This window comes from Neisseria sp. HMSC075C10 (assembly GCF_001815615.1).
Taxonomy (GTDB): Bacteria; Pseudomonadota; Gammaproteobacteria; order Burkholderiales; family Neisseriaceae; genus Neisseria; species Neisseria subflava_A.
Genome location: NZ_KV821269.1, coordinates 141483 through 162429, shown reverse-complemented (window position 1 = coordinate 162429; position 20947 = coordinate 141483). Strand labels below are relative to the sequence as shown.

Below are 20947 nucleotides of genomic sequence, written 5' to 3'. Positions count from 1 at the left end.
TTTTTTATGGCTTAAAGGCCGTCTGAAGCGATTTCAGACGGCCTTTTGTTTTTGATGATGGGTTGTTTAAGAGTCATCGAAGGAGAGGGGCTTTGCCTGAAATTATGCTTTCGGCCAGTCGGCGCAATAGTATTGCCAATAGACTTCGATAAAAGGAATTTCGCCGTAATCGCACAACCAAGGTTTGGCGCGTGTGGTGTAGTGGATAACGGGCGGGACAGTGTCGGGTTTGGGGAATACTTCGCCGAGGTTTCGTTTTTGGAAGTATTCGACTGCGCCGGTTTGGAAGTTCCAAGATTCTTCTAGTTGCAGCCAGTTTTTTTGAAATACGGTGTTTAGAAAGCATTGGTCGCCGTAGGGAACGGATTTGTCAATGGTGGTAGCAGTTTGCAGCAGTTGCGCTGCGATATTGTGTTCCCGCCATTGCGCCAGGTCGACCAACAACATACCGGAATTGAAATAGGGCGTAGTGTGCAGGCCGGTCGGGTGATTCCATTCGGTACGGGCAAGAAAGGAGTCTTGTACCGCTGCAACGGGATAACCGCGCATATCGAGGTTGAACAAATCATGCAGGGATTGGGTAACCACCATATCGCTGTCGAGATACAGGGCGCGATCGACAGGCAGATGTTGCATCATCAGACGGAAAAATGCGGCATCCGAAATATGGGGTAGGCGGCGATATTGGCTGAAGTCCATCTCGATTTTGACATCATTCAGACGGCTGCCGCTGGCTGCGAGCTTTTGGTTGGTATAGTCGATCCATTCCCGCCTGAAGGTATTGTGCATGAGGTAGAAATTGACATTTGTGTTGTGAGTACAGATGGATTTCATCAGGGTATGAACTTGCTCGGCATAGCCGGTATCGGCGGCAAGGACGATGGTGATGTTGCTCATTGGTTAAATTCCCTTTATTTGCAATGTCTTAAGTTTTATCAGTCATTTTCTTGGTCTTGCGCGGTCGGCAAGGTGGCGTGGTCTTCGTTTTCCGACATGGCTTTTTCTAATAAATCGCGTTGCAGCTGTTTGCCGGCTTTGATGCCCAATTTGCGCAGTTTTTCGGTGCTGCTGATGAGATTGCCCCTGCCGGAAACCAAGCGGCCATAGGCCGTCTGAAATTGGGATTGAGCCTGACCAAGCGCTTTATTGATGCCGTCCATGCTTTCGACAAAGCCGACAAATTTGTCATAGAGTTTGCTGCCTGCCTCGGCAATCGCCAGCGCGTTTTGGTTTTGCTGCTCGTTGCGCCAGATGTTGGCAACGGTGCGCAGGGTAGCGAGCAGGGTGCTGGGGCCGGTCAGCATGATGCGTTTGTCGAAACACTCTTGGAAGAGGTTTGGATCATGTTGCAGGGCGAGGAGGTAGGCCGGTTCGACAGGGACGAACATAAAGACGAAGTCCAGCGTTTTGACGCCCTCAAGGTCGGTGTAATCCTTCGCTGCCAAGCTTTTGATGTGGGCGCGGATGCTGGCGACGTGGTTGGCAAGCTCGCGTTCTGCTTCTGCGCCGGTGCTTTGCGTATAGCGGACGTAGGCGGTCAGCGATACTTTGGAGTCGATGACGATTTGTTTGTTGTCGGGCAGATTGATGAGGACGTCGGGCTGGAGGCGGCGTTGGGTGCCGTCTGCTTCGTGGCGGACGCTGGAAGCTTGGACGATGTATTCGCGGCCTTTTTGCAGGCCGGAATTTTCCAATACGCTTTCCAAAATCATCTCGCCCCAGTTGCCTTGGGTTTTGTTTTGCGTGCCGGTCAGCGCGGTGGTCAGCGCTTTGGCATCGTGGTGGAGCTGGGTGTTGAGTGTTTGCAGGCGTTTGAGCTCGTTTTCGATGGTCAGGCGTTCTTTGGCTTCTTTTTCATAAGTCTGCTGAACCAGCTCGCTAAAGCCGTGGATGCGTTCGTTGAGCGGATTGAGCAGTTGTTGGAGATGGTCGTGGTTTTGCTCGGTAAAGCGGCGGCTTTTCTCTTCCAGAATAGTGTTGGCGAGGTTTTGGAACTGGTCGCTCAGGTTTTTACGCGCATCTGCCAGCAGGGCCAGTTTTTCTTCGGCAGCCTGACGGTCTTTTTCCGATTGGGTGTTGAGGCGCTCGTTTTGGACTTGAAGCGCGTGATTTTGCTCCAAAAGGGCGGCGTATTCTTGTTTCAGACGGCTTTTTTCGGCTTCCTGTTGCTGTAAAAGGCTGTTTTTGTCGTCGATATTGGCTTTTTCTTGCGTCAATTGTGTGGAGAGGCGTTCGTTTTGGACTTGCAGCGCATGGTTTTGCTCCAACAGCGTGTCGTAGTCTTGTTTCAGACGACCTTTTTCCGTTTCCTGCTGTTGCAAAAGCGTATTTTTATCCGCACTCAATGCTTGTTCTTGAACCAGTTGAGTGTTGAGGCGTTCGTTGTTGATTTGCAGGTTTTGCGCGCTTTGCTGCCATTTTGCACATTCGTGTTTTAAAGCTTCGGCTTCGGCCTCGCAATCTTGCAGATAGGCAATCTGTTTTTCGGCTGCGGCAAAGCGGTTGCCCGTTTCCTGCAATTCGTCTTGCAATTCCTGCACGGTATGGCGGCTTTGCGCCAAGTCCGCCGCAGTTTGAGCCTGCACCTGTTCGGCAAACTCATGCAGGCGGCGGCTTTCGGCCAATTCTTGCAAAACAATAAAGTGTCGGCTTTGGGCTTGGTAGCGTGTTATCAGCCAAGCAAACAGCGCGCCGATAAAAAATGCGGCCGCGCCGGTCAGAATTAGGGTGTTGTTCATGCTGGAAATAGTCAATACGCAGAATGTTTCACTATATCATATATTTGCAGCGCATTTTATGGTCGGATATGCGCTAGAAGCGTGTGTTTTCTTTAAAGGAAGCTATCAAAGGTATTGGTTTTGACTAAGTGAAGATTTGGACTGTGAAAAAGATAGATTTATAACATTTTGAATTTAAAAATATATTTAATTTAGAGTGCGATTTTGCAACAAAAAAGGAGGGATTTTATGGGCGCAGTCAGATACGTTTGTAGTGTGTATGTAATTAAGACATCGGTGTCATTGAAAAAGACATCGGTGTCATTTTCAAAACAAAATATAAATTAACTAAAACATTTATTATGTATATTTTTAGCATTTTATCTTTACGGAAAGGTTGTATTAATTAACGATTAACACGGTATGATTCGTCCTGTCGGCAACGTAGATGCCGGCGAAAAAATGTGTATGTTGTTAAATAACATTTTGTATCTATGAAAAAGGGCTACTTAAAATGGGACATTTAATAACACTTGCCGCCGCTTCTTTAATCGGCATGTCGGGGATACCGGCCTCCGCCCTCGGCGTTGCCTACAATATTGAAACGGTAGTACACAAATAATTCAATCATAAACGAATTGATGACAATACCTCAGAAAACGCAACTTAGGCCGTTTTTCGGCCGACAGACAAGAAAGTGAGACAAACAATGAAAACTTTAATCAAACTGGCAGCAGCCTCTTTAATCGGTATGTCTGGCCTGACCGTCGGTGCAACCAATATCGCCCACAATATGGCTGATGCCGACAAATAAAAAATACACAACACACCCTTAAATACACAGAAAAGAGTTAAAATGAAAACATTAATTAAATTGGCCGCAGCTTCTTTGATCGGCATGTCTGGTTTGACAGTTGGCGCAACCAAAATCGCAAAAAATATGGCAGAAGCTGCCAATAAATAAACGCAAGTGAAATTAAGCTTGTTTTGGTGATAAAAAAGGCCGTCTGAACATTCAGACGGCCTTTGTATTTGATGGCAAACCGTTTTATTTGCCGATGCAGAAGCGCGAGAAAATCACGCCCAGCAAATCGTCGGCGGTAAATTCGCCGGTGATTTCGCTGCACTCGTTTTGGGCGAGGCGCAGGTGTTCGGCGAAAAGCTCGATTTGGTTGTTGTTGCAGAGGGCGGCATTTTCCAGCTCGGCTTCGGCTTCGTGCAAGGCATTGAGGTGACGGCTGCGGGCGAGGAACAGGCTTTCGCTTTCGCCCTGCCAGCCGACTTCCTGCAACAGCGCGTGTTTGAGCAAGTCGAGACCCGCGCCGGTTTTGGCGGACAGGCTGATGACGGTGTCCGCGCTAGTTTGCGCGAGGCCGTCTGAACGGACGGCGACGGGTTCGCCGGTCAGGTCGGCTTTGTTGTGGATTTCGATTTTTTTCAAACCTTCGGGCAGGCTGTTCAAAATGGCTTGGGTTTTGGCGTTCACGCCTTCTCGCGGGTCAATCAGAATCAGGGCGACATCGGCTTCGGAGACGGCTTTGCGGCTGCGTTCGATGCCGATTTGTTCGACCACGTCGTCGGTTTCGCGCAAGCCGGCGGTGTCGATGATGTGGACGGGTACGCCGTCGAGGGTGATTTGTTCGCGCACGGTGTCGCGGGTGGTGCCGGCGATGTCGGTTACGATGGCGATGTCGTCACCAGCCAAGGCGTTGAGCAGGCTGGATTTGCCGACGTTGGGTGCGCCAACGAGGACGACGTTCATGCCTTCGCGCAAAATCGCGCCTTGTTCCGCGCTGGCGAGCACGGTTTTCAGACGACCTTGCAGGGCTTGGAGCTTGCCGCGCGCGTCGGCGGCTTCGAGAAAATCGATGTCTTCTTCGGGGAAGTCCAGCGTAGCTTCGACCAACATCCGTAAGGTAATAAGGTCGTCCACCAGCTCGTGTATGTGTTGGGAAAACGCGCCTTTGAGCGAACGCAACGCCATGCGTGCGGCGGACTTGCTGGAGGCGTCGATAAGGTCGGCGACGCTTTCGGCTTGGGCAAGGTCGAGTTTGTTGTTGAGGAAGGCGCGTTTGGTAAATTCGCCCGGCTCGGCCATGCGCGCGCCCAGTTCGAGGCAGCGCGAGAGCAGCATGTCCATTACGACGGGGCCGCCGTGTCCCTGCAATTCAATCACGTCTTCGCCGGTGAAGCTGGCGGGGGCGGCGAAGTAGAGCAGGATGCCGTTGTCTATCGGCTGCCCGTCGCCGCCGAGAAAGTCGGTGTAAAGCGCGGTGCGCGGTTTGGGTGTTTTACCGCCGCTGAGGGTTTGCGCCAAAGGCAGCAGGTTTTTGCCGGAAAGACGGATCACGCCGACGCCGCCGCGTCCGGGGGCGGTGGCGATGGCGGCGATGGTGGGTTGGGTTGCGGACATGAGAACTCGCGTATAGATAAATTTAATGTGCGTATTATAGCAAAAGGCCGTCTGAAACTTTGGGTTTTGGGGTTTCAGACGACCTTTTTAGCAGATTGGCAATGTGGGCGTACTACTTGAACGGTTCAAGTATTTTTAATTTCCAAATCATCCGGTAGTAAGTCGTGTACGGAACAGTTTAAAGCAGAAGACAGTTGATATAGTTTATCAACCGTTATGTTGACCTCCCCCCTTTCTATTCTACCCATATAGCTTCTGTCTATATCGGCAAGTAAGGCTAAGCTTTCTTGGTTGATATTGGATTGTTTGCGGATTTCTCGGATTTTTATACCTATCAAAACACTGATTTTACTCATGAGATTTGTCTTCACAAATCTCAAAATATCCAATTTTGACGCTTATTTATCCACGGATTATAATCCGTATTTTTGGAAAATATCTAATGTGGAGAACGTTAAATGGCAAGTTATATTGAAAGCTCTTTAGGGCGAGGTGAACGTATTGTTTATAAAGCGCAAGTATCGTGGTTTTCCCAATTCTGGAGGATTTTTTTCGGTATCCTGCTGTTGATGTGGGTAATCGGTATCGTATTTATAGTGTTCGCGGTATTGAATGTAATGACAACCGAGCTTGCTTTAACTAACAAAAGGGTTATCGCTAAGTTTGGCTTTATCCGCCGGCAAACAATTGAGATAAATATCAACCGTATCGAAAGTATTTCGGTAAATCAAGGTTTTTGGGGCAGGATTTTCAATTATGGCTCCGTAGTGGTCAGAGGGACGGGCGGCAGTCATGCTCCGATTCCTTATATCGCCCGACCAATGGAGTTCCGTCAACAATTCAATGATTTTATAGATAACGAAATTGGTGGTGGCTCGAAAAATCAAATTGAATTAAAACCGCCTGCCGTTTGAGGTGGGTGGAAACGGTGGTTTTTGTTTTATATAGCCCAATTACTTTATTTTCGATACGCAATACCTATTGCCGTCATTTCCGCGCAGGTGGGACTGACGAGGTTGGAAGCCTTGAAATATCGGAAGTTAGTTATGTTTGCTATAGCAAAATTGTAATTAAATATTTATTTCTATCGATCCGAATATGAAAAGGCCGTCTGAAACTTTGGGTTTCAGACGGCCTTTAAATTAAGATGATTAAACAGCGGCGACGGTAAAACGTTCAAACAAATGCGCTTTGTTTTCCACATCGTCGGCGATGGCGACTGCCAAATCGGCCACGCTGATGCCTGCCGGAATTTCACCGTCCATCAGCAAATCGTCTTTGCCCAAGCGGTATTTGCCGGTTTTGTCTTCGCTGAAACCGCCGTCTGCACCCAGTCGTGCCGGAGGGGAAACGAAAGACCAGTTCACGTCGCGGCGCGGCAGGAGTTCTGCCAAGAGATGGCGTGCGGCATTGGCGCCGTCGAAAATTTCTTTCGGGAAGTCAGGCGTATCGATAACTTGCAAACCGGGTGCCACATACAGGCTGCCCGCGCCGCCGACGAATAAATAAGACACTTGCGCTGCTTTTGCCGCTTCGACGATGCTGTTTGCGCCGCGTGTGAAATCCGCGCCGATGTTGGGATTGGTCCAGCCCGGGTTGAACGCGCTGACTACGGCATCAAAACCGGCCAGTTTGTCGGCAAAATCTGCTGCGTTGACATCTGCGGAGACTGCGGCAACATTTTGCGCTTGGAACACTTTGTCTGTGTTGCGGGCGAAAGCGGTCACTTCATGACCGCGGTCTGCCAATTCTTGAACGACTGCGTTGCCGACATAACCTGTTGCACCGATAACTGCGATTTTCATATTTAACTCCTTGTGGTGATGTGATTAATTAGATGAGTGCATTGTAAGGCCGTCTGAAACGCTTGATAATCCCTGATTTGCTGTTATGATTGTGAAGTTGAACTAAACAATTATTTCCAAATGCAAGACATCAAACCCCTGCTTGTTTTCGCTACCGTCCTTGAACACGGCAGCATGAACGCCGCTGCGGCCGCGCTGGGCATGACGCCGTCTGCCGTCAGCCAGCACATCAATCGCCTCGAAACCCTGCACGGCATTAAGCTGTTAAACCGCAGCACGCGCAGCCTTGCGCCTACCGATGCCGGCCGCGCCTTGGGCGAATACTGCCGCCGTCTCGCCACCACGCTTGCCGATACGCGTACTGTTATCGACAATCTGAAAACCGAACCCGTCGGCGAATTACGTATTTCCCTGACTTCCACCGTCATCGGTTCCCGCGCTTTTCAGACGGCCTTTTCGCGATTGCAAACCGAGTTCCCAAAAATCCGCCCCGTCCTCAATTTCAGCGATACCTTGGACGACCTGCAACACAATCAGACCGACATCGCCATACGCGGCGGCGACCGCGCTTTGGACGATCCCAATCTTATCGCGCGTCATCTCGTTACCTGGCAGTCCACCATTTGCGCCGCGCCCGATTATCTCGACCGGCATCCGCCCATTACCCATCCCTCGCAGCTTCACGCTCACCGCTGGCTGCATTTTTTACCTGTTCGCACCACCTTGCAAAACGGTGAAGAAAGCTATTACCTCGACGTCGCCGACAGCATTGCCTGCACGCATCTTGCCGCTGTCCGCAGCCTGACCGAAAGTGGATTTGGTTTGTCTTTGCAGGTGGGCGGCGAAGTGAGGGAAAAAATTGCACAAGGCCGTCTGAAAGCGGTTTTGCCCGAATGGACATTGCCGCCGGTTAGCCTTTATTTGGTGACGCCTTATCGTGTGCAGTCTGCCAAAACCGAGGCTGCCGTGCGCATTTTTACCGAGAGTTTTGCCAAGGAAGAGGATTTATGAGCGCGGAAAATTGGAGCGTTTACCTGATTTTGTGCGAAAACGGTGCGTTTTATTGCGGCATCAGCAACCGTCCTCAAGAGCGATTTGCGGCGCACTTGTCAGGAAAAGGCGCGAAATACACGCGGTTGAACAAGCCTGTCGAGATGCGCATCGTTTCAGACGGCCTGAATAAAAGTGAAGCGCTGAAACGGGAAATAGGCATTAAGAAATTGACGGCAGAGCAGAAGCGGGGATTGTGGGCGGAAGCTGAAATATTGGCAAAAGGTTAATGGCGGCAATGGATTAAATTGTAGTCGGGATATGAATAACCACATAAACAAGTAAGCCTGCTGGTGTCTTTTGCATAGCCAAGCGGCAAATGTTTATTAACATGATTCAAAAAGGCCGTCTGAAACCTGATTTGGGTTCAGACGGCCTTTTTAGGATAAGAGGCGGTTTAATGCTTATTGTATTATATGGAAAGCTTGTAAAAAGTTGAATTTAAAAAGAAACTTTAAAAATAAGGGGATAACTGTTTGAACAATAAAATGAAAATTATTACGCTAAATGACAAATGAGCGTAAATTTCTATCTGAGTAGAGGTGTGGTGTCAATATGTTTTTCCTGTTTTTGTGACAAAATCTGATTTATACCAATATTTATTATAGTGTAGGTCGAAGGTATTAGTTTCTATGTTAGAATTTTTAAGCTGTTTATATAAAACAGTAATTTAAACTAAAACTAAGGAAAGACAGAACATGAACAAATTACTGATTGCCGTAATGATGATGGCTGGTCTGACAGCTTGTTCCCAAGAGGCTAAACAGGAGACTCAAGAGGCTGCTCAAGCCGTTGCATCTGAAGTTAAAAACGAAGTTGCTTCTGCCGCCGATGCTACTGCATCTGCCGCTCAAGAAGCTGCCGATAAAGTAGAAGCCGCTGCCAGCAAAGCAGAGGAAGCCGCTAAACCTGAAGAAGCTGCCAAGCCCGAAGAGAAAGCCGAAGCGCCTGCCGCTGAAGCCAAGCCTGCAGAAGCCGCCAAAGTGGACGGCAAAGCTGTTTTTGAAGCGAACTGTAAAGCATGCCACAGCGGCTTGATTCCCGGCGCTCCTGCCGTAGGCAAAAAAGAAGACTGGGCTCCTCGCATCAAACAAGGCCAAGACACTCTGCACAAACACGCCCTCGAAGGCTTCAATGCCATGCCTGCCAAAGGCGGTAACGGCAGCCTGAGCGATGATGAAGTGAAAGCCGCAGTTGACTACATGGCCAACGAATCCGGCGCTAAATTCTAAATCGCACCGATTGAAACGCACCTTGCCACAAGGTGCGTTTTTTATATTCAGGCGGATGAAAGTTGAAATAGGGCCGATAAACAGGCAAAGGCCGTCTGAAACATTTTATTTTGAAGCACAATCGGCTAAAATCAGGCGAATTATTTTATGCAGGAGCAAACCATGAGCAATCAACACGACAACGTAGATGCCGGCGAAATCGCCAAGTTCAGCCAAATCGCCGATAAATGGTGGGATAAAAACGGCGAATTCAAACCCCTGCATGACATCAACCCCTTACGCCTCGACTATATCGACGGCTATGCCGGATTGGCAGGTAAACGTGTGTTAGATGTAGGCTGCGGCGGCGGTATTTTGTCGGAAAGCATGGCCAAACGCGGTGCAGAACACGTTACCGGCATCGATATGGCGGAAAAATCCCTGCAAACTGCCGCTGCCCATGCGGCCGCTCAACACGTTGCCAATATCGATTACCGCTGCATCCGCGTCGAAGACCTCGCTGCCGAAGAGCCGCACAGCTTTGACGTGGTAACGTGTATGGAAATGATGGAACACGTTCCCGATCCGTCTGCCATCGTTCAAGCCTGCGCGAAACTGGTCAAACCCGACGGCATGGTGTTTTTCTCCACCATCAACCGCAATCCCAAATCTTATCTGCATCTGATTGTCGGCGCAGAATATCTGTTGAAATTCGTCCCCAAAGGCACGCACGACTGGAAAAAATTCATCACGCCGGCAGAACTCGCGCGCATGTGCCGCCAAGCCGGATTGGATACCGTCGGCAGCAAGGGTATGACCTATAATTTGTTGAGCGGCCGTTATTCCCTGTGCGACTCGACCGAGGTCAACTATATGGTTGCCTGCCGTCCAGCGTAAGATTCAACTGATAAAACACACGGGCTAGCCCGATATTTGAAACGGTATGTCGAAAGCAACTTGATTCAAATATCGGTAAGGCAAATCAGGCCGTCTGAAAAGAAAAAAGGCATGTTCGATACATGCCTTTTTTGTATGTGCAGAGAGGTTGTCGCCCTTATTCCGTCCAAGACGAATACGGATGTTTGCTCAGATACGCATTGGTGAATTTCCCGTCTGACGTGATTTCCTGACCCAGCCAAGACGGTTTGGGGAACTCGGTATCTTCAGACGGCAATTCAATTTCCGCCACAATCAATGGTGCATTGTCGCCGAAATATTCATCGATTTCATATACAAAGCCTTCAAATTCGACCCGATAGCGGTATTTTTCCATTTTAAACGGGCACATGTCCGCCATCATTGCTTGCGCGTGAGCCAGCGGGATTTCGTATTCAAACTCGCTGCGCGTCATGTCGGAAATATAGCCTTTCAGGGTCAGCCATGCTTGCGAACCGATAATCCGCACGCGGATGGTGCGCTCTTTTTCCACGCTCAAATAGCCCTGTTGCAACACCAGCGGCTCGCTTGCCGCTTCGCGCCAACTGTCATCCGCCAGCAAAAAGCGGCGTTCGATTTCGACCGTCATGAATTCTTTCCTTATTTACCAAACAGGCCGTCTGAAGATTAAAACGGCTTGAAAACCACCATATAAAGCGCGGCCACCATCATCAATACGGGGAGTTCGTTGAATACCCGATACCAGCGGTGCGAATACACATTGCTACCGTTTTGAAAACGGCGCAGCAGCAGACCGCAATAAAGCTGGTAAGCCAAGAGCAGCAGGCCGCACAATAATTTAACCGCCAGCCAGCCGTTGCCCCACCAATTATTTACAAACCCGATGGCCGCGCCAAATATCAGCGTTCCCCAGCCCAAAGGCGACATAAAGCGGTACAGCCTGCGCGACATATCCGTCAGCCGTACATATTCCACGCTACCAGGCTCTAATTGCGCCAGATTCACATAAATCCGCGGCAGATAAAACAGTCCGGCAAACCAAGAAATCACAAAAAATATGTGTAACAGCTTAAACCACAAATACATTTCAGACGGCCCCAAAACCTAAAACCATTATTTTATCCGCAATACGGCCCGAGCCAAAATAAAATAGTCAAAACAATCTGATTTAGTTCGCCACAACAATGTGTTGCAGGCGCGATTTTACCCAAAAACCAAATTGTAAATTTCGCAACAATATGCAAGTTGATATATGCACAATGCAAAAAACTTGTTAAAATCCTATGCTATTTAATTATAAAAACATTATGGACGGAAAACATGAAACAATTTGAAATCAGCAACAGCGTCAGGAAAGAGCTTAGCAACTACCTGAATACGCACAATCTAAGCCTCAAAGCCGCCATGGATAATGAAACAACCAATGGTGAAGTCGCCGCCATCGTTCATGCAGGATTGCCGGCGATGATTCGGAAAATCTATTCTTTGGAAAAAATGAAAACCTTTTTCTGGACGAAAAAAGATTTGATGATGGAATTTATCAATATGCGCTTGGATGCCGGTGATAAAAAGGGCAAAAACTAATTTTAGCGATGGGTAGGGGGAGATAGAAGTTTGAAATCTGGACTTCTGTTTTCTCAAAAATCTTGTTAGGGGCAGGACTTACTTATTGTTCCTAATAAGTTTTGACAACCGAAAGGCCGTCTGAAATTCAAATGATAGGGCATGGGAACATGCCCTGTTTTTATGGGCGGCTTGTCCGCATTGGGAAAATATTGAGCTTGGCAACCGTTGCGGCGTTCCGCGCTGGGTGGTTTTATCGGCTGAATGGTTTTATATTTGTTTTGCTGAAAATATTGAATTGATTATAAAAAGGCCATCTGAAACATTTCAGACGGCCTTTAACTTTGAATCAGCAATTAAAACGGCGGATTTTCAAATCAAGCTGCGTTGTCAAAACCGCTGTGGCGGAGCAGGGCATCCAGGCTTGGTTCGCGGCCGCGGAAGGCTTTGAAGGATTCTGCTGCGCTGCGCGAACCGCCGACGGCCAGTATTTCTTTCCAGAAGCGGCGGCCGGTTTCGGCCACATCGTCGCTTTCTTCAAATGCTGCGTAAGCGTCTGCACTCAAAACTTCCGCCCATGCGTAGCTGTAATAGCCTGCGGAGTAGCCGCCGGCGAAGATGTGGCTGAAGCTCAAGGCAAAGCGGTTGTATGCCGGCGGTTGGGTCACGGCGACTTCTTGACGCACTTTGTCCAAGATTTGCGGCCATTCTTTCAGACGGCCTTCATCTTCCTGATGGTAGATTTCCATGTCGAAGAGGGCAAATTCCATTTGACGGACGAGGAACATACCGCGTTGGAAGTTTTTGGCCGCGTGCATTTTGTCGAACAGCTCTTTCGGTAATACCGCGCCGGTTTCTTCGTGCGAGGACATTTGCGCCAATACGTCGTATTCCCAAACGAAGTTTTCCATGAATTGACTAGGCAGCTCGACCGCGTCCCATTCGACGCCGTTGATGCCGGATACGCCCACTTCGTCAACTTGGGTCAACAAGTGGTGCAGGCCGTGGCCGGTTTCATGGAAGAGGGTGATGATTTCGTCGTGGCTCAGACGTGCCTCTTTGTCGCCGACCGGCGGGGTGAAGTTGCAGACGAGGTAGGCGGTCGGCAGTTGCAGCGTACCGTCGGCGAAACGGCGGCGGCCTTTGTAGCCGTCCATCCATGCGCCGCCGCGTTTGCCTTCGCGTGCGTACAAGTCCATGTAAACGCCGCCGATGGTTTGGCCGTCTTGTTTTAGCTCGAAATAGCGCACGTCTTTGTGCCAAACGGGGACGGTTTTTTCAGCCAGCTCGATGCCGTAGAGTTTTTTGATTTGGGCAAACAGGCCTGCCAATACTTTGCTGATAGGGAAGTATTTTTTCACTTCGGTTTCGCTGAAGGCGTATTTGGCTTGGCGCAGTTTTTCGGCGGCGTAGCTCAAATCCCAAGATTGCGGATCTTCGATATTCAGGTTTTCTCGCGCAAAGGCTTTGATTTCGGCAAAGTCTTTTTCGGCAAACGGTTTGGCGCGGCGGGCAAGGTCGTGCAGGAAGTTCAGAACCTGTTCGGGCGTATCCGCCATTTTGGTGGCCAGTGACAGCTCGGCGTAGTTTTTGAAGCCGAGCAGTTTGGCGGTTTTCAGCGCGTTTGCAAGCGTTTGTTCGACGTTGGCCGTGTTGTCGAATTTGCCTTCGTCAGACAATTCGCTGGCACGGGTAACGTAGGCGCGGTAGATTTGTTCGCGCAATTCGCGGTTGTCGGCGTATTGGATAACGGCGAGGTAGTGCGGAATCTGCAGGCCGATTTTGTAGCCTGTTTTGCCTTCGCTTTGCGCGGCGGCGGCAAACATGGCGATGGAGTCTTCAGGAATGCCGGCAAGCGGCGCGGCATCGTCAAAGTAAATGCCGAAAGCGTCGGTCGCGTCTTGGACGTTTTGTGCGAATTTGGCACCCAGTTGCGCGCCTTCGGTTTGCAGTTGCGCCAGTTCTGCCTGCTGTTCGGGCGGTAATTCGGCACCGCTGAGGACGAAATCGCGCAAGTCGTGGTTGAGCTTGGTTTGCTGCGCAGGGGAGAGGGTGTCGAATTCGGCAGAATTTTTGATGATTTTGAAGCGGTTGTACAACTCGATGTCTTGACCGATTTCGGTAAAGAAAATGGTGATTTCAGGCATCAATTCGTTGTATACGGCACGCAGCTCGGGCGTATCGACCACGGAATTGAGATGGGAAACCACGCTCCAAATGCGGCCGACGCGTTCGGTAATGTCGGTCAGTTTTTCGACGGTGTTGGCCCAGTCGGTGTGCGTTTGCGCTTTGATGGCGGCGATTTGTTCGCGTGCTTCGGCAATGGCGGTTTGCAGGGCGGGTTTGATGTCTTCGGTTTTGATTTGGTCGAAACGGGGTTCTTCGCCCAAGTGGAGCAGGACGTTGTCGCTCATATGGTTTCTCCTGAATAAGATGGATTCAGACGGCCTTGTGGCCGTCTGAAAAGAAAACGATAGGCGTTATATGGTGGCAGACAGATAGAATTAAAGTGTCTTGTCTGCCTGTCGGCCAATTTTATTCTGCGCCGCGCGGATTGGCGTGCAATGGCGCAGCCAGTTCGAGGCGCATTGGTGTGCCTTTCGGGGCAAATACGGCATTGGCAACATTGGTTTGCAGGGATTCGGCAAACGAGCCGCGATACACTTTTGCGCCTTGGTGGGTCAGGTTAGATTGTACGTCGACGTACACTTCGCCGCCGATTTGACGCCAGAGGTGGCAGAAGGTGTAGTCTTCGGACAGGTAGCGTTTGCTTTCGGGATCGACCATGCAGTCGAAGAAACGGTAGTGCAGGCCTTTGTTTTCCGGGCTGTAGTCGCTGTCGGAGACGTAGTTCAACTCGGGATAAGCCTCTATCATTTTTTCAAATACGCTGCGTTTGATAACCATGAAGCCGGTTGGCGCGTCATGAACCTTCATAAAGCCTTCTTCATCGACTTTCAGGACGATTTCGCCGTTTTCATTTTTGTCGTTGGTATTGACGGTGTAAGAAGTGTACATGCGCTCGAAATCGGCTTGGGTCATGCCGGCAGGAAGGCCTGCTTGGGGCCAGTTTTCGCGTTTGAGCGGATAAACGCCGGCCACAACGTCTTTATCGGCCAAGAGCAGGCGGTAGAATGAGTCGGGAGAGAAGCCGATGTCGGAGTCAATCCAGAATAAATGCGTCCATTCTTTGTTTTCCAAAAATTTGGCCACGCAGTTGTTGCGCGCGCGCGTAATCAGGCTTTCGCCGCGCTGCATCATTACTTGCAGCGGCAGGCCGAGGGAGGCGTTGGTGTGGACGATGTTCAGAAGCGAGAGGGTGTAGTTGTGGAAATATTTGCCGTCATGGCTGGGGGTCATAATGACGGGGTACATTTCGGCAAGGGCTGATTCGGGCAACATGACTTTTCCTTATTGTTGATTGTGAACTTTATTATTGTAAGGGATTTGATTGTATCAATAAACACACCGTACTATTTTGTTTGGTTGATCAGTCGGTATTGCGTGCGCAAAAATTCGTCTAAGACGGCCTGTTGTATTTCCAGCCGTTTGGAAACGGGGGAGGCGAAGCGTACGATGATGTGGTACACCTTGTCATCGTGCGGCACGCGGGACACGCGCGGCTGGGCGGCGGGGGTAATAAAGAGTTTTTGCGCTTGAACGTTTTCCAAATATTGTTGGATAACGGGAACATAGGCCGCGCACAACGGCTCAAGCACAGCTTTCAGACGGCCTATGATTTCGTCCGAATCCAAATGAATCGGCACGGGGATTTCCACCGTATGAATCACATAATTGCCCAAAATATTGTCGCGGCGCACGGTATGGCTCAAAAGCAGGCTGTTGGGAAACGAGAGTGTTTTGCCGGAAAGCTGGCCGATCAACGGATTAGGGCCGATTTGCATCATCAGCGTGTTCAGCATATTGATATCGACCACCCGTCCGCGCAGGCCGTTGATTTCGATGTAGTCGCCGATGGAGTATTGTTTGGTTACCGAGCGCAGGATGCTGCCGGACAAACACATAATCAGCTCTTTGGTTGCCACCACAATCGCCGCGGCCACTGCAAACATCGACAAGGCCAAAGTTTGAATCTGCGCCGCCCAAATCATCGCCAGCCCGAGCAGGATCAGCAGCATGGTTACGTTACGGCTGAACACCAGCGAGCGGCGTTTGTTTTCAATGCTCAAATCCGGATGGCTGCGAAAATGCGCCGAGAGCAAAATGCTGCGCCCGGCAATGACGGCCACAATCATCAATACCGACATCAATGCCGATTTGATGATTTCTTCACTGACAGGCAAAGCGTTCAGCCATTCATGCATGGTGTTCCACATAATCCTGTTTCCTTTCCCTTCTTAGGCCGTCTGAAAACCCACGCGTTCAAAAATTTCTGCCGCACACGCCTCCGATACCGCAAACAAAGTCGCTACGCTGCCCAAAGCCCGTTGCACCGCCGCACTCAAATCGTCGCGGCACACTTCGCCCAGCCACTCAACCGGCCGCACCAGCGACATTTTTTCATCGTCCCATTGCGGACAATGCACCGCGCCGCCCGTAATCCTGCCGACCCGATAACGGCGCAGGGCAGGCGAGTAGGTCAGTACGGCATCTTCATCGGCCAACTCGTTGACAAACCGCCACACCTGAGCCGCGCCCGATTGCGCCGTTCTCAACTTCACATCCGGCACGGCCGAACGGTAAATATCCGTCAGCTCCTCACGGCCAAAGCCTTTTGCCGCCGCTTCGGCCAGCATAGGCCAGGCCAACGCCGCCACACCGCGCTCGAAAAATACGTCATAAAGCGCACCTTGCGTGCTGCGAACCATATAAAGTCTGGCTTGTTTTCCCATTGCAGTACCTGTTTGTTTGAAGGATTTATCCCTTGGTTTCAATATTACCCGTTACGGCTGAAAAATTCGATATTCAGCATAGGCGGAAAGGGTTAAATTACCCACTGAAAATAAATGAATGATAAATAAAAGGCCGTCTGAAAAACAAAATAGGCTGATATATCAATAGATGATATATCGTAACAATATATTAATAACTGTAAATTTTTTTACGTTTGCATCAAAAAAAGATAAGATGAAAAAATCAATCGAGAAAGATTGCTATTCACTGAACATTAGGAGAGAAAAATGACCTGTAAAACCCACGAACATCATGACCACGTTCACGGCGCAAACTGCGGCCACACTGCCATCAAACATGAAGGCCACGTCGATTATCTGCACGACGGTCACCTGCACCATGAACACAACGGCCACTACGACGAGCACGCCCTGAGCGTCAATGAAACCAACCCTGACGGCTGCCATCCGGTTGACACCTGCCACGGCCACGTTCACGGCGAAGGTTGCGGCCACGAAGCTGTACCGCACGGCGATCACGTCGACTACATCGTCAACGGCCGTCTGCATCACCAACACGGAGATCACTGCGACGACCACGGCCCGGTTGAAATCGTTAAATAAAACTGTTTTTCAGACGGCCTTTGATATGGGGCTTCTATAGAAAAAGGGGGTGTATTTTCCCCCCCCTTTTTTTGTGGGCTATCTTTTCCTATTAGCCAAAGTCTCTTGCAATAAACTTTTCAGATAATCTCTCTATACAATAAGGTCGTCTGAAAGCCTCAATCCGTATTTGATTTATGTTTTTAAAGCGCTTTTTAAATTAAAGGCCGTCTGAACGTATAGTTTCAGACGGCCTTTAGTGTTACCAATTCACACGAACTGCCCTGCTGCCGAGCAATGTTTCCAGTTCGTCAAACAAGGCGGTGCTTGGCGTTACCATCCATTTGGGTGCAATTTTCAATTTGCCTGATGCTTTGCCGTTGCTGTACGACAGTTGCAGCGGGATGTGCGACGTGTCGGGCAGGCGGTGGGCGGTAAGGATGGCGGCGAGGTGTGCGATGTCGTGGCCGGGGGAGAGGGCGAGGCTGAGGCTGCGGGCGTAGCGTTCGCGCGCCATTTGCAGTGTCATGACTTGGTTGGCCATGATGCGCAGCCCATCGCCGCCGCCGTAGTCGTCACGGCTGACTTTGGATTCGATAATCAGCACTTGGTCGGACTTGAGGTAGTCGGCGCAGTTTTCCAGCGTGTGGCCGCTGACCATGATTTCCACCAGACCGCTCAAATCTTCAAGGCTGACGAAGGCGATTTTGCCGCGCTTGCCCATCATGGTGCGCACGGCGGTCACGAACCCAGCGAGGCGCACGCTGTCTTGCGGTTTCAGACGGCCTAATTTGGTCGGGGCGATTTGGCGGACTTCTTGGGCATATGGGCCGAACGGGTGTCCGGACAGATAAAAGCCGATGACGGTTTTTTCTTCGGCGAGTTTTTCCGACTCACTCCACATGGGCACGTCAACGAGTTGCACCGGTTCGATGGCGTCTTCCATCATGTCGAAAAGTCCGCCCTGATTGGCGTTGGCGGCTTTTTGGTCGGCGTTGTTCATGGCAAGGTCAATGTTCGCCAAGAGCATGGCGCGGTTGGGTTCGATGCTGTCGAACGCGCCGCCGCGTATCAGGGCTTCGAGGGTGCGGCGGTTCATGTGCTCTTTGCCGACGCGCTCGCAGAAGTCCAAGAGGCCGGTAAACTTGCCGCCGCTTTGCCGCGCGGCGATGATGGATTCGACGGCTGCTTCACCCGTGCCTTTAATCGCGCCGAGTGCGTAGCGGATTTTCATGTTCGGATACGGCGTGAAGCGGTAGTCGGATTCGTTGATGTCGGGCGGCAGGAACTCGATACCGTTGGCGCGGCAGTCGTCGTAGAAATGCTTGAGTTGGTCGGTGTTGTCCAATTCAGACGACATGGTTGCCGCCATAAATTCGGCGGGGTAGTGCGCTTTGAGCCATGCAGTCTGGTAGGAAATCAGGGCGTAGGCAGCGGCGTGGGATTTGTTGAAACCGTAGCCGGCGAATTTTTCCATGTAGTTAAAGATTTCGTCGGATTTTTCGCGCGAAATCCCTTGTTTGGCCGCGCCTTCAGCGAAGATTTCGCGGTGTTTCACCATTTCTTCGGGTTTTTTCTTACCCATGGCGCGGCGCAACAAGTCTGCACCACCGAGTGAGTAGCCGCCGATAATCTGCGCCGCCTGCATCACTTGTTCCTGATACACCATAATCCCGTAAGTCGGCGCAAGGATGCCTTCGAGCAGCGGGTGGATGTATTGGAATTCCTGTCCCTTCATACGCGCGACGAAGTCGGGGATGTTGTCCATCGGGCCGGGGCGGTAGAGCGATACGAAGGCGATGAGTTCTTCAAACTTGGTCGTGTGCGCCGTTTTCAGCATTTTTTTCATGCCGGTCGACTCGAACTGGAAGACGGCGGTGGTGTTCGCATCGCGGAAGATTTGGTAGGCGGCCTGGTCGTCAAGCGGAATCTTGCCAACATCGACGATATCGCCGGTGGTGTTTTTGATGTTGTTCTGCGCCATTTCGATAATGGTTAAGTTGCGCAGACCCAAAAAGTCGAATTTCACCAAACCCACGTCTTCCACGTCGCCCTTGTCGTACATGGATACGGGCGAGGCGGATTCGTCCGCTTGATACACGGGGCTGTAATCGGAAATCTTGCCCGGTGCAATCAACACGCCGCCTGCGTGCATACCCAAACCGCGTGTCAAATCTTCCAGCTTTTTCGCCAGCGTAATCAGTTCGTCTGCTTCTTCCGCTTCGATTAATTCCTGAATTTGCGGTTCGGCCTCCATGGCTTTTTCCAAACTCAGGGGTTTGTTGGCTTCTAACGGAATCAGCTTGGACAGTTTGTCGCACAGCATGAACGGCAGTTCCAGCACGCGTCCCACGTCGCGGATGACCGCTTTGGACGACATCGTGCCGAAGGTGACAATCTGGCTGACCGCCTCCGCGCCGTATTTCTCGCGCACATATTCAATCACACGGCCACGGTTTGCTTGACAGAAATCCACGTCGAAGTCGGGCATGGAGACGCGTTCAGGGTTTAAGAAACGCTCGAACAGCAGCGCGTATTTGAGCGGATCAAGGTCGGTAATCTTCAATGAATACGCCACCAGCGAACCTGCACCCGAGCCACGACCCGGTCCTACCGGACAGCCGTGTGTTTTCGCCCAGTTGATAAAGTCTTGTACGATAAGGAAATAGCCGGGGAATTTCATCTGGATGATGATGTTCAACTCAAAATCCAAACGTTCCTGATATTCCGGCATTTTTGCCGCACGCTCCGCCTCGTCGGGATAAAGCTGAACCATGCGTTCTTGCAAGCCTTCGTTGGAGAGCTTGATCAAATAATCATCCAGCGACAGGCCGTCTGGAGTAGGGAAGAGCGGCAGGAAGTTTTTGCCCAATGTGATGTGCAGATTGCAGCGTTTGGCAATTTCTACTGTGTTTTCGAGGGCTTCAGGCAAATCGGAGAAACGCTCCAGCATCGTTTCCGGCGGAATGAAAAACTGGCTCGGCGTGAAATCGCGCGGACGTTTCTTGTCCGTCAGCACCCAACCGCCCGCGATGCACACCCGCGCCTCGTGCGCGTTGAAATCGTCGCTGCTCATAAACTGGGTCGGATGCGTCGCCACTACCGGCAAACCCAGTTCCTCCGCCAGCTTCACGCTGCCGGAAACGCAAGCCTCCCATTCGGGGCGTTCGGGCAGGCGTTGCAACTCTAAATAAAACGCATCGGGAAACCACGCCGCATACTTCAACGCTGCCGCCCGCGCCGCTTCTTCATTGCCGTTCAATAGATTCACGCCCACTTCGCCGTAATGCGCGCCGCTCAAACAAATCAAGCCGCTGTTGTCGCCGTTTGCCAGCCATTCGGGGTTGAGTTCCGCATGATGGATATTGCGGTCTTTGCCGACATAGGCCTCCGTCAAAAGCTCGCTCAAGCGCAGATAGCCCGCATCGTTGCGGATAATCAGCATGGCGCGAAACGGCTTGTCGGGCGCATTCGGATTGCCTATCCACACGTCCGCCGCGCCGATGGGCTTAATCCCTGCACCGCGGCAGGCTTTATAGAATTTCACCAAGCCGAATTCGTTCATCAAATCGCTGATGCCCAAAGCAGGCAAACCGTATTCCTGCGCTTTGGCAATCAGTTTTTTAATCCGCACCATACCGTCGGTAATCGAGAATTCGGTATGCAGGCGCAGGGGGATGTAGGTCGGCTCGGTCATGGCAAAATCGGCGTGAACAATAAAAGGCGTATTGTAGCAGGGTTGGCAGTTAAAGGCCGTCTGAAAACCAAATGTAATGGGGTTGGATAAAGCAAATAAAACAGAAGGGGGCTTTCTTTCAGACGGCCATGTTAAAAT

General features: G+C 50.7%; 19 protein-coding genes. 7 read left to right on the top strand and 12 right to left on the bottom strand.

Annotated features, from left to right (window positions below; translation table 11 throughout):
- Positions 1 to 102: 102 nt before the first annotated feature.
- The 4 genes from HMPREF3047_RS09670 to HMPREF3047_RS09655 all read right to left on the bottom strand — a co-directional run bounded on the left by HMPREF3047_RS09670 (position 103) and on the right by HMPREF3047_RS09655 (position 5486).
- Positions 103 to 897: a glycosyltransferase family 8 protein gene (locus tag HMPREF3047_RS09670; RefSeq protein ID WP_070713774.1), complete on the bottom strand. Its 795-nt coding sequence runs from the start codon at positions 895 to 897 to the stop codon at positions 103 to 105.
- A gap of 38 nt (positions 898 to 935) precedes the next feature.
- A complete protein-coding gene (rmuC, locus tag HMPREF3047_RS09665; protein WP_070713771.1) occupies positions 936 to 2738 on the bottom strand; it encodes a DNA recombination protein RmuC in 1803 nt (600 codons plus the stop codon).
- Between the two features lie 1027 nt (positions 2739 to 3765).
- Positions 3766 to 5130 (bottom strand): tRNA uridine-5-carboxymethylaminomethyl(34) synthesis GTPase MnmE, encoded by a 1365-nt coding sequence (gene mnmE, locus HMPREF3047_RS09660; RefSeq protein ID WP_070713768.1) that lies wholly within the window; start codon positions 5128 to 5130, stop codon positions 3766 to 3768.
- A gap of 125 nt (positions 5131 to 5255) precedes the next feature.
- Complete coding sequence (locus HMPREF3047_RS09655; RefSeq protein ID WP_049344313.1) at positions 5256 to 5486, bottom strand: helix-turn-helix domain-containing protein; 231 nt, start codon at positions 5484 to 5486, stop codon at positions 5256 to 5258.
- A gap of 102 nt (positions 5487 to 5588) precedes the next feature.
- Between HMPREF3047_RS09655 and HMPREF3047_RS09650 the strand changes: the two genes are divergently transcribed.
- Positions 5589 to 6044, top strand: coding sequence for a PH domain-containing protein (locus HMPREF3047_RS09650; RefSeq protein ID WP_049344311.1), 456 nt, complete (start codon positions 5589 to 5591; stop codon positions 6042 to 6044).
- A gap of 237 nt (positions 6045 to 6281) precedes the next feature.
- On the opposite strand, the gene HMPREF3047_RS09645 is transcribed toward HMPREF3047_RS09650, so the two are convergent.
- On the bottom strand, positions 6282 to 6935 hold the full coding sequence (locus HMPREF3047_RS09645) for an NAD(P)-dependent oxidoreductase (protein WP_070713765.1): 654 nt from the start codon (positions 6933 to 6935) through the stop codon (positions 6282 to 6284).
- Positions 6936 to 7055: 120 nt separating this feature from the next.
- Between HMPREF3047_RS09645 and HMPREF3047_RS09640 the strand changes: the two genes are divergently transcribed.
- The 4 genes from HMPREF3047_RS09640 to ubiG all read left to right on the top strand — a co-directional run bounded on the left by HMPREF3047_RS09640 (position 7056) and on the right by ubiG (position 10093).
- Complete coding sequence (locus HMPREF3047_RS09640) at positions 7056 to 7946, top strand: LysR family transcriptional regulator (RefSeq protein ID WP_070713761.1); 891 nt, start codon at positions 7056 to 7058, stop codon at positions 7944 to 7946.
- On the top strand, positions 7943 to 8215 hold the full coding sequence (locus HMPREF3047_RS09635; protein ID WP_070713757.1) for a GIY-YIG nuclease family protein: 273 nt from the start codon (positions 7943 to 7945) through the stop codon (positions 8213 to 8215). The genes HMPREF3047_RS09640 and HMPREF3047_RS09635 overlap by 4 nt, the downstream gene beginning before the upstream one ends.
- Positions 8216 to 8683: 468 nt before the next feature.
- Positions 8684 to 9217, top strand: a complete 534-nt coding sequence (locus HMPREF3047_RS09630) for a c-type cytochrome (protein WP_070713754.1) — start codon at positions 8684 to 8686, stop codon at positions 9215 to 9217.
- A 162-nt stretch (positions 9218 to 9379) separates the two neighbouring features.
- A complete protein-coding gene (gene ubiG / locus HMPREF3047_RS09625) occupies positions 9380 to 10093 on the top strand; it encodes a bifunctional 2-polyprenyl-6-hydroxyphenol methylase/3-demethylubiquinol 3-O-methyltransferase UbiG (protein WP_191620627.1) in 714 nt (237 codons plus the stop codon).
- Between the two features lie 157 nt (positions 10094 to 10250).
- On the opposite strand, the gene HMPREF3047_RS09620 is transcribed toward ubiG, so the two are convergent.
- A complete protein-coding gene (locus HMPREF3047_RS09620) occupies positions 10251 to 10721 on the bottom strand; it encodes a CYTH domain-containing protein (RefSeq protein ID WP_049328324.1) in 471 nt (156 codons plus the stop codon).
- Positions 10722 to 10759: 38 nt separating this feature from the next.
- Positions 10760 to 11179 (bottom strand): CopD family protein, encoded by a 420-nt coding sequence (locus HMPREF3047_RS09615; RefSeq protein WP_004520906.1) that lies wholly within the window; start codon positions 11177 to 11179, stop codon positions 10760 to 10762.
- A 234-nt stretch (positions 11180 to 11413) separates the two neighbouring features.
- On the opposite strand from HMPREF3047_RS09615, the gene HMPREF3047_RS09610 reads away from it, so the two are divergent.
- On the top strand, positions 11414 to 11677 hold the full coding sequence (locus HMPREF3047_RS09610; RefSeq protein ID WP_070713750.1) for a hypothetical protein: 264 nt from the start codon (positions 11414 to 11416) through the stop codon (positions 11675 to 11677).
- A gap of 356 nt (positions 11678 to 12033) precedes the next feature.
- Here HMPREF3047_RS09610 and HMPREF3047_RS09605 read toward each other — a convergent pair whose 3' ends face one another.
- The 4 genes from HMPREF3047_RS09605 to HMPREF3047_RS09590 form a co-directional block, all read right to left on the bottom strand.
- Positions 12034 to 14070 (bottom strand): M3 family metallopeptidase, encoded by a 2037-nt coding sequence (locus tag HMPREF3047_RS09605; protein ID WP_070713747.1) that lies wholly within the window; start codon positions 14068 to 14070, stop codon positions 12034 to 12036.
- Between the two features lie 121 nt (positions 14071 to 14191).
- Entirely contained in the window at positions 14192 to 15058 is an 867-nt protein-coding gene (locus tag HMPREF3047_RS09600; RefSeq protein WP_070713745.1) for a trafficking protein particle complex subunit, read from the bottom strand.
- 71 nt (positions 15059 to 15129) lie between these two features.
- A complete protein-coding gene (locus tag HMPREF3047_RS09595) occupies positions 15130 to 15993 on the bottom strand; it encodes a mechanosensitive ion channel family protein (protein WP_004520900.1) in 864 nt (287 codons plus the stop codon).
- A gap of 21 nt (positions 15994 to 16014) precedes the next feature.
- Positions 16015 to 16509 (bottom strand): restriction endonuclease, encoded by a 495-nt coding sequence (locus HMPREF3047_RS09590; RefSeq protein WP_070713743.1) that lies wholly within the window; start codon positions 16507 to 16509, stop codon positions 16015 to 16017.
- Between the two features lie 288 nt (positions 16510 to 16797).
- Between HMPREF3047_RS09590 and HMPREF3047_RS09585 the strand changes: the two genes are divergently transcribed.
- Entirely contained in the window at positions 16798 to 17133 is a 336-nt protein-coding gene (locus HMPREF3047_RS09585) for a hypothetical protein (protein ID WP_003684489.1), read from the top strand.
- Between the two features lie 241 nt (positions 17134 to 17374).
- Here HMPREF3047_RS09585 and dnaE read toward each other — a convergent pair whose 3' ends face one another.
- Positions 17375 to 20809 carry a DNA polymerase III subunit alpha gene (gene dnaE / locus HMPREF3047_RS09580; protein WP_070713738.1) on the bottom strand — a complete coding sequence of 1145 codons (3435 nt, stop codon included), beginning with the start codon at positions 20807 to 20809 and terminating at the stop codon, positions 17375 to 17377.
- Between the last annotated feature and the right edge of the window lie 138 nt (positions 20810 to 20947).

Bases quoted from the DNA above. Each gene is read 5' to 3' on its own strand.
- HMPREF3047_RS09590 (WP_070713743.1), bottom strand. From the start codon at position 16,509: ATGGGAAAACAAGCCAGACTTTATATGGTTCGCAGCACGCAAGGTGCG.
- HMPREF3047_RS09615 (WP_004520906.1), bottom strand. From the start codon at position 11,179: ATGTATTTGTGGTTTAAGCTGTTACACATATTTTTTGTGATTTCTTGG.
- HMPREF3047_RS09620 (WP_049328324.1), bottom strand. From the start codon at position 10,721: ATGACGGTCGAAATCGAACGCCGCTTTTTGCTGGCGGATGACAGTTGG.
- HMPREF3047_RS09605 (WP_070713747.1), bottom strand. From the start codon at position 14,070: ATGAGCGACAACGTCCTGCTCCACTTGGGCGAAGAACCCCGTTTCGAC.
- HMPREF3047_RS09630 (WP_070713754.1), top strand. From the start codon at position 8,684: ATGAACAAATTACTGATTGCCGTAATGATGATGGCTGGTCTGACAGCT.
- HMPREF3047_RS09670 (WP_070713774.1), bottom strand. From the start codon at position 897: ATGAGCAACATCACCATCGTCCTTGCCGCCGATACCGGCTATGCCGAG.
- HMPREF3047_RS09600 (WP_070713745.1), bottom strand. From the start codon at position 15,058: ATGTTGCCCGAATCAGCCCTTGCCGAAATGTACCCCGTCATTATGACC.
- HMPREF3047_RS09640 (WP_070713761.1), top strand. From the start codon at position 7,056: ATGCAAGACATCAAACCCCTGCTTGTTTTCGCTACCGTCCTTGAACAC.
- HMPREF3047_RS09585 (WP_003684489.1), top strand. From the start codon at position 16,798: ATGACCTGTAAAACCCACGAACATCATGACCACGTTCACGGCGCAAAC.
- HMPREF3047_RS09635 (WP_070713757.1), top strand. From the start codon at position 7,943: ATGAGCGCGGAAAATTGGAGCGTTTACCTGATTTTGTGCGAAAACGGT.
- HMPREF3047_RS09595 (WP_004520900.1), bottom strand. From the start codon at position 15,993: ATGTGGAACACCATGCATGAATGGCTGAACGCTTTGCCTGTCAGTGAA.
- HMPREF3047_RS09645 (WP_070713765.1), bottom strand. From the start codon at position 6,935: ATGAAAATCGCAGTTATCGGTGCAACAGGTTATGTCGGCAACGCAGTC.
- HMPREF3047_RS09655 (WP_049344313.1), bottom strand. From the start codon at position 5,486: ATGAGTAAAATCAGTGTTTTGATAGGTATAAAAATCCGAGAAATCCGC.
- HMPREF3047_RS09650 (WP_049344311.1), top strand. From the start codon at position 5,589: ATGGCAAGTTATATTGAAAGCTCTTTAGGGCGAGGTGAACGTATTGTT.
- ubiG (WP_191620627.1), top strand. From the start codon at position 9,380: ATGAGCAATCAACACGACAACGTAGATGCCGGCGAAATCGCCAAGTTC.
- mnmE (WP_070713768.1), bottom strand. From the start codon at position 5,130: ATGTCCGCAACCCAACCCACCATCGCCGCCATCGCCACCGCCCCCGGA.
- rmuC (WP_070713771.1), bottom strand. From the start codon at position 2,738: ATGAACAACACCCTAATTCTGACCGGCGCGGCCGCATTTTTTATCGGC.
- HMPREF3047_RS09610 (WP_070713750.1), top strand. From the start codon at position 11,414: ATGAAACAATTTGAAATCAGCAACAGCGTCAGGAAAGAGCTTAGCAAC.
- dnaE (WP_070713738.1), bottom strand. From the start codon at position 20,809: ATGACCGAGCCGACCTACATCCCCCTGCGCCTGCATACCGAATTCTCG.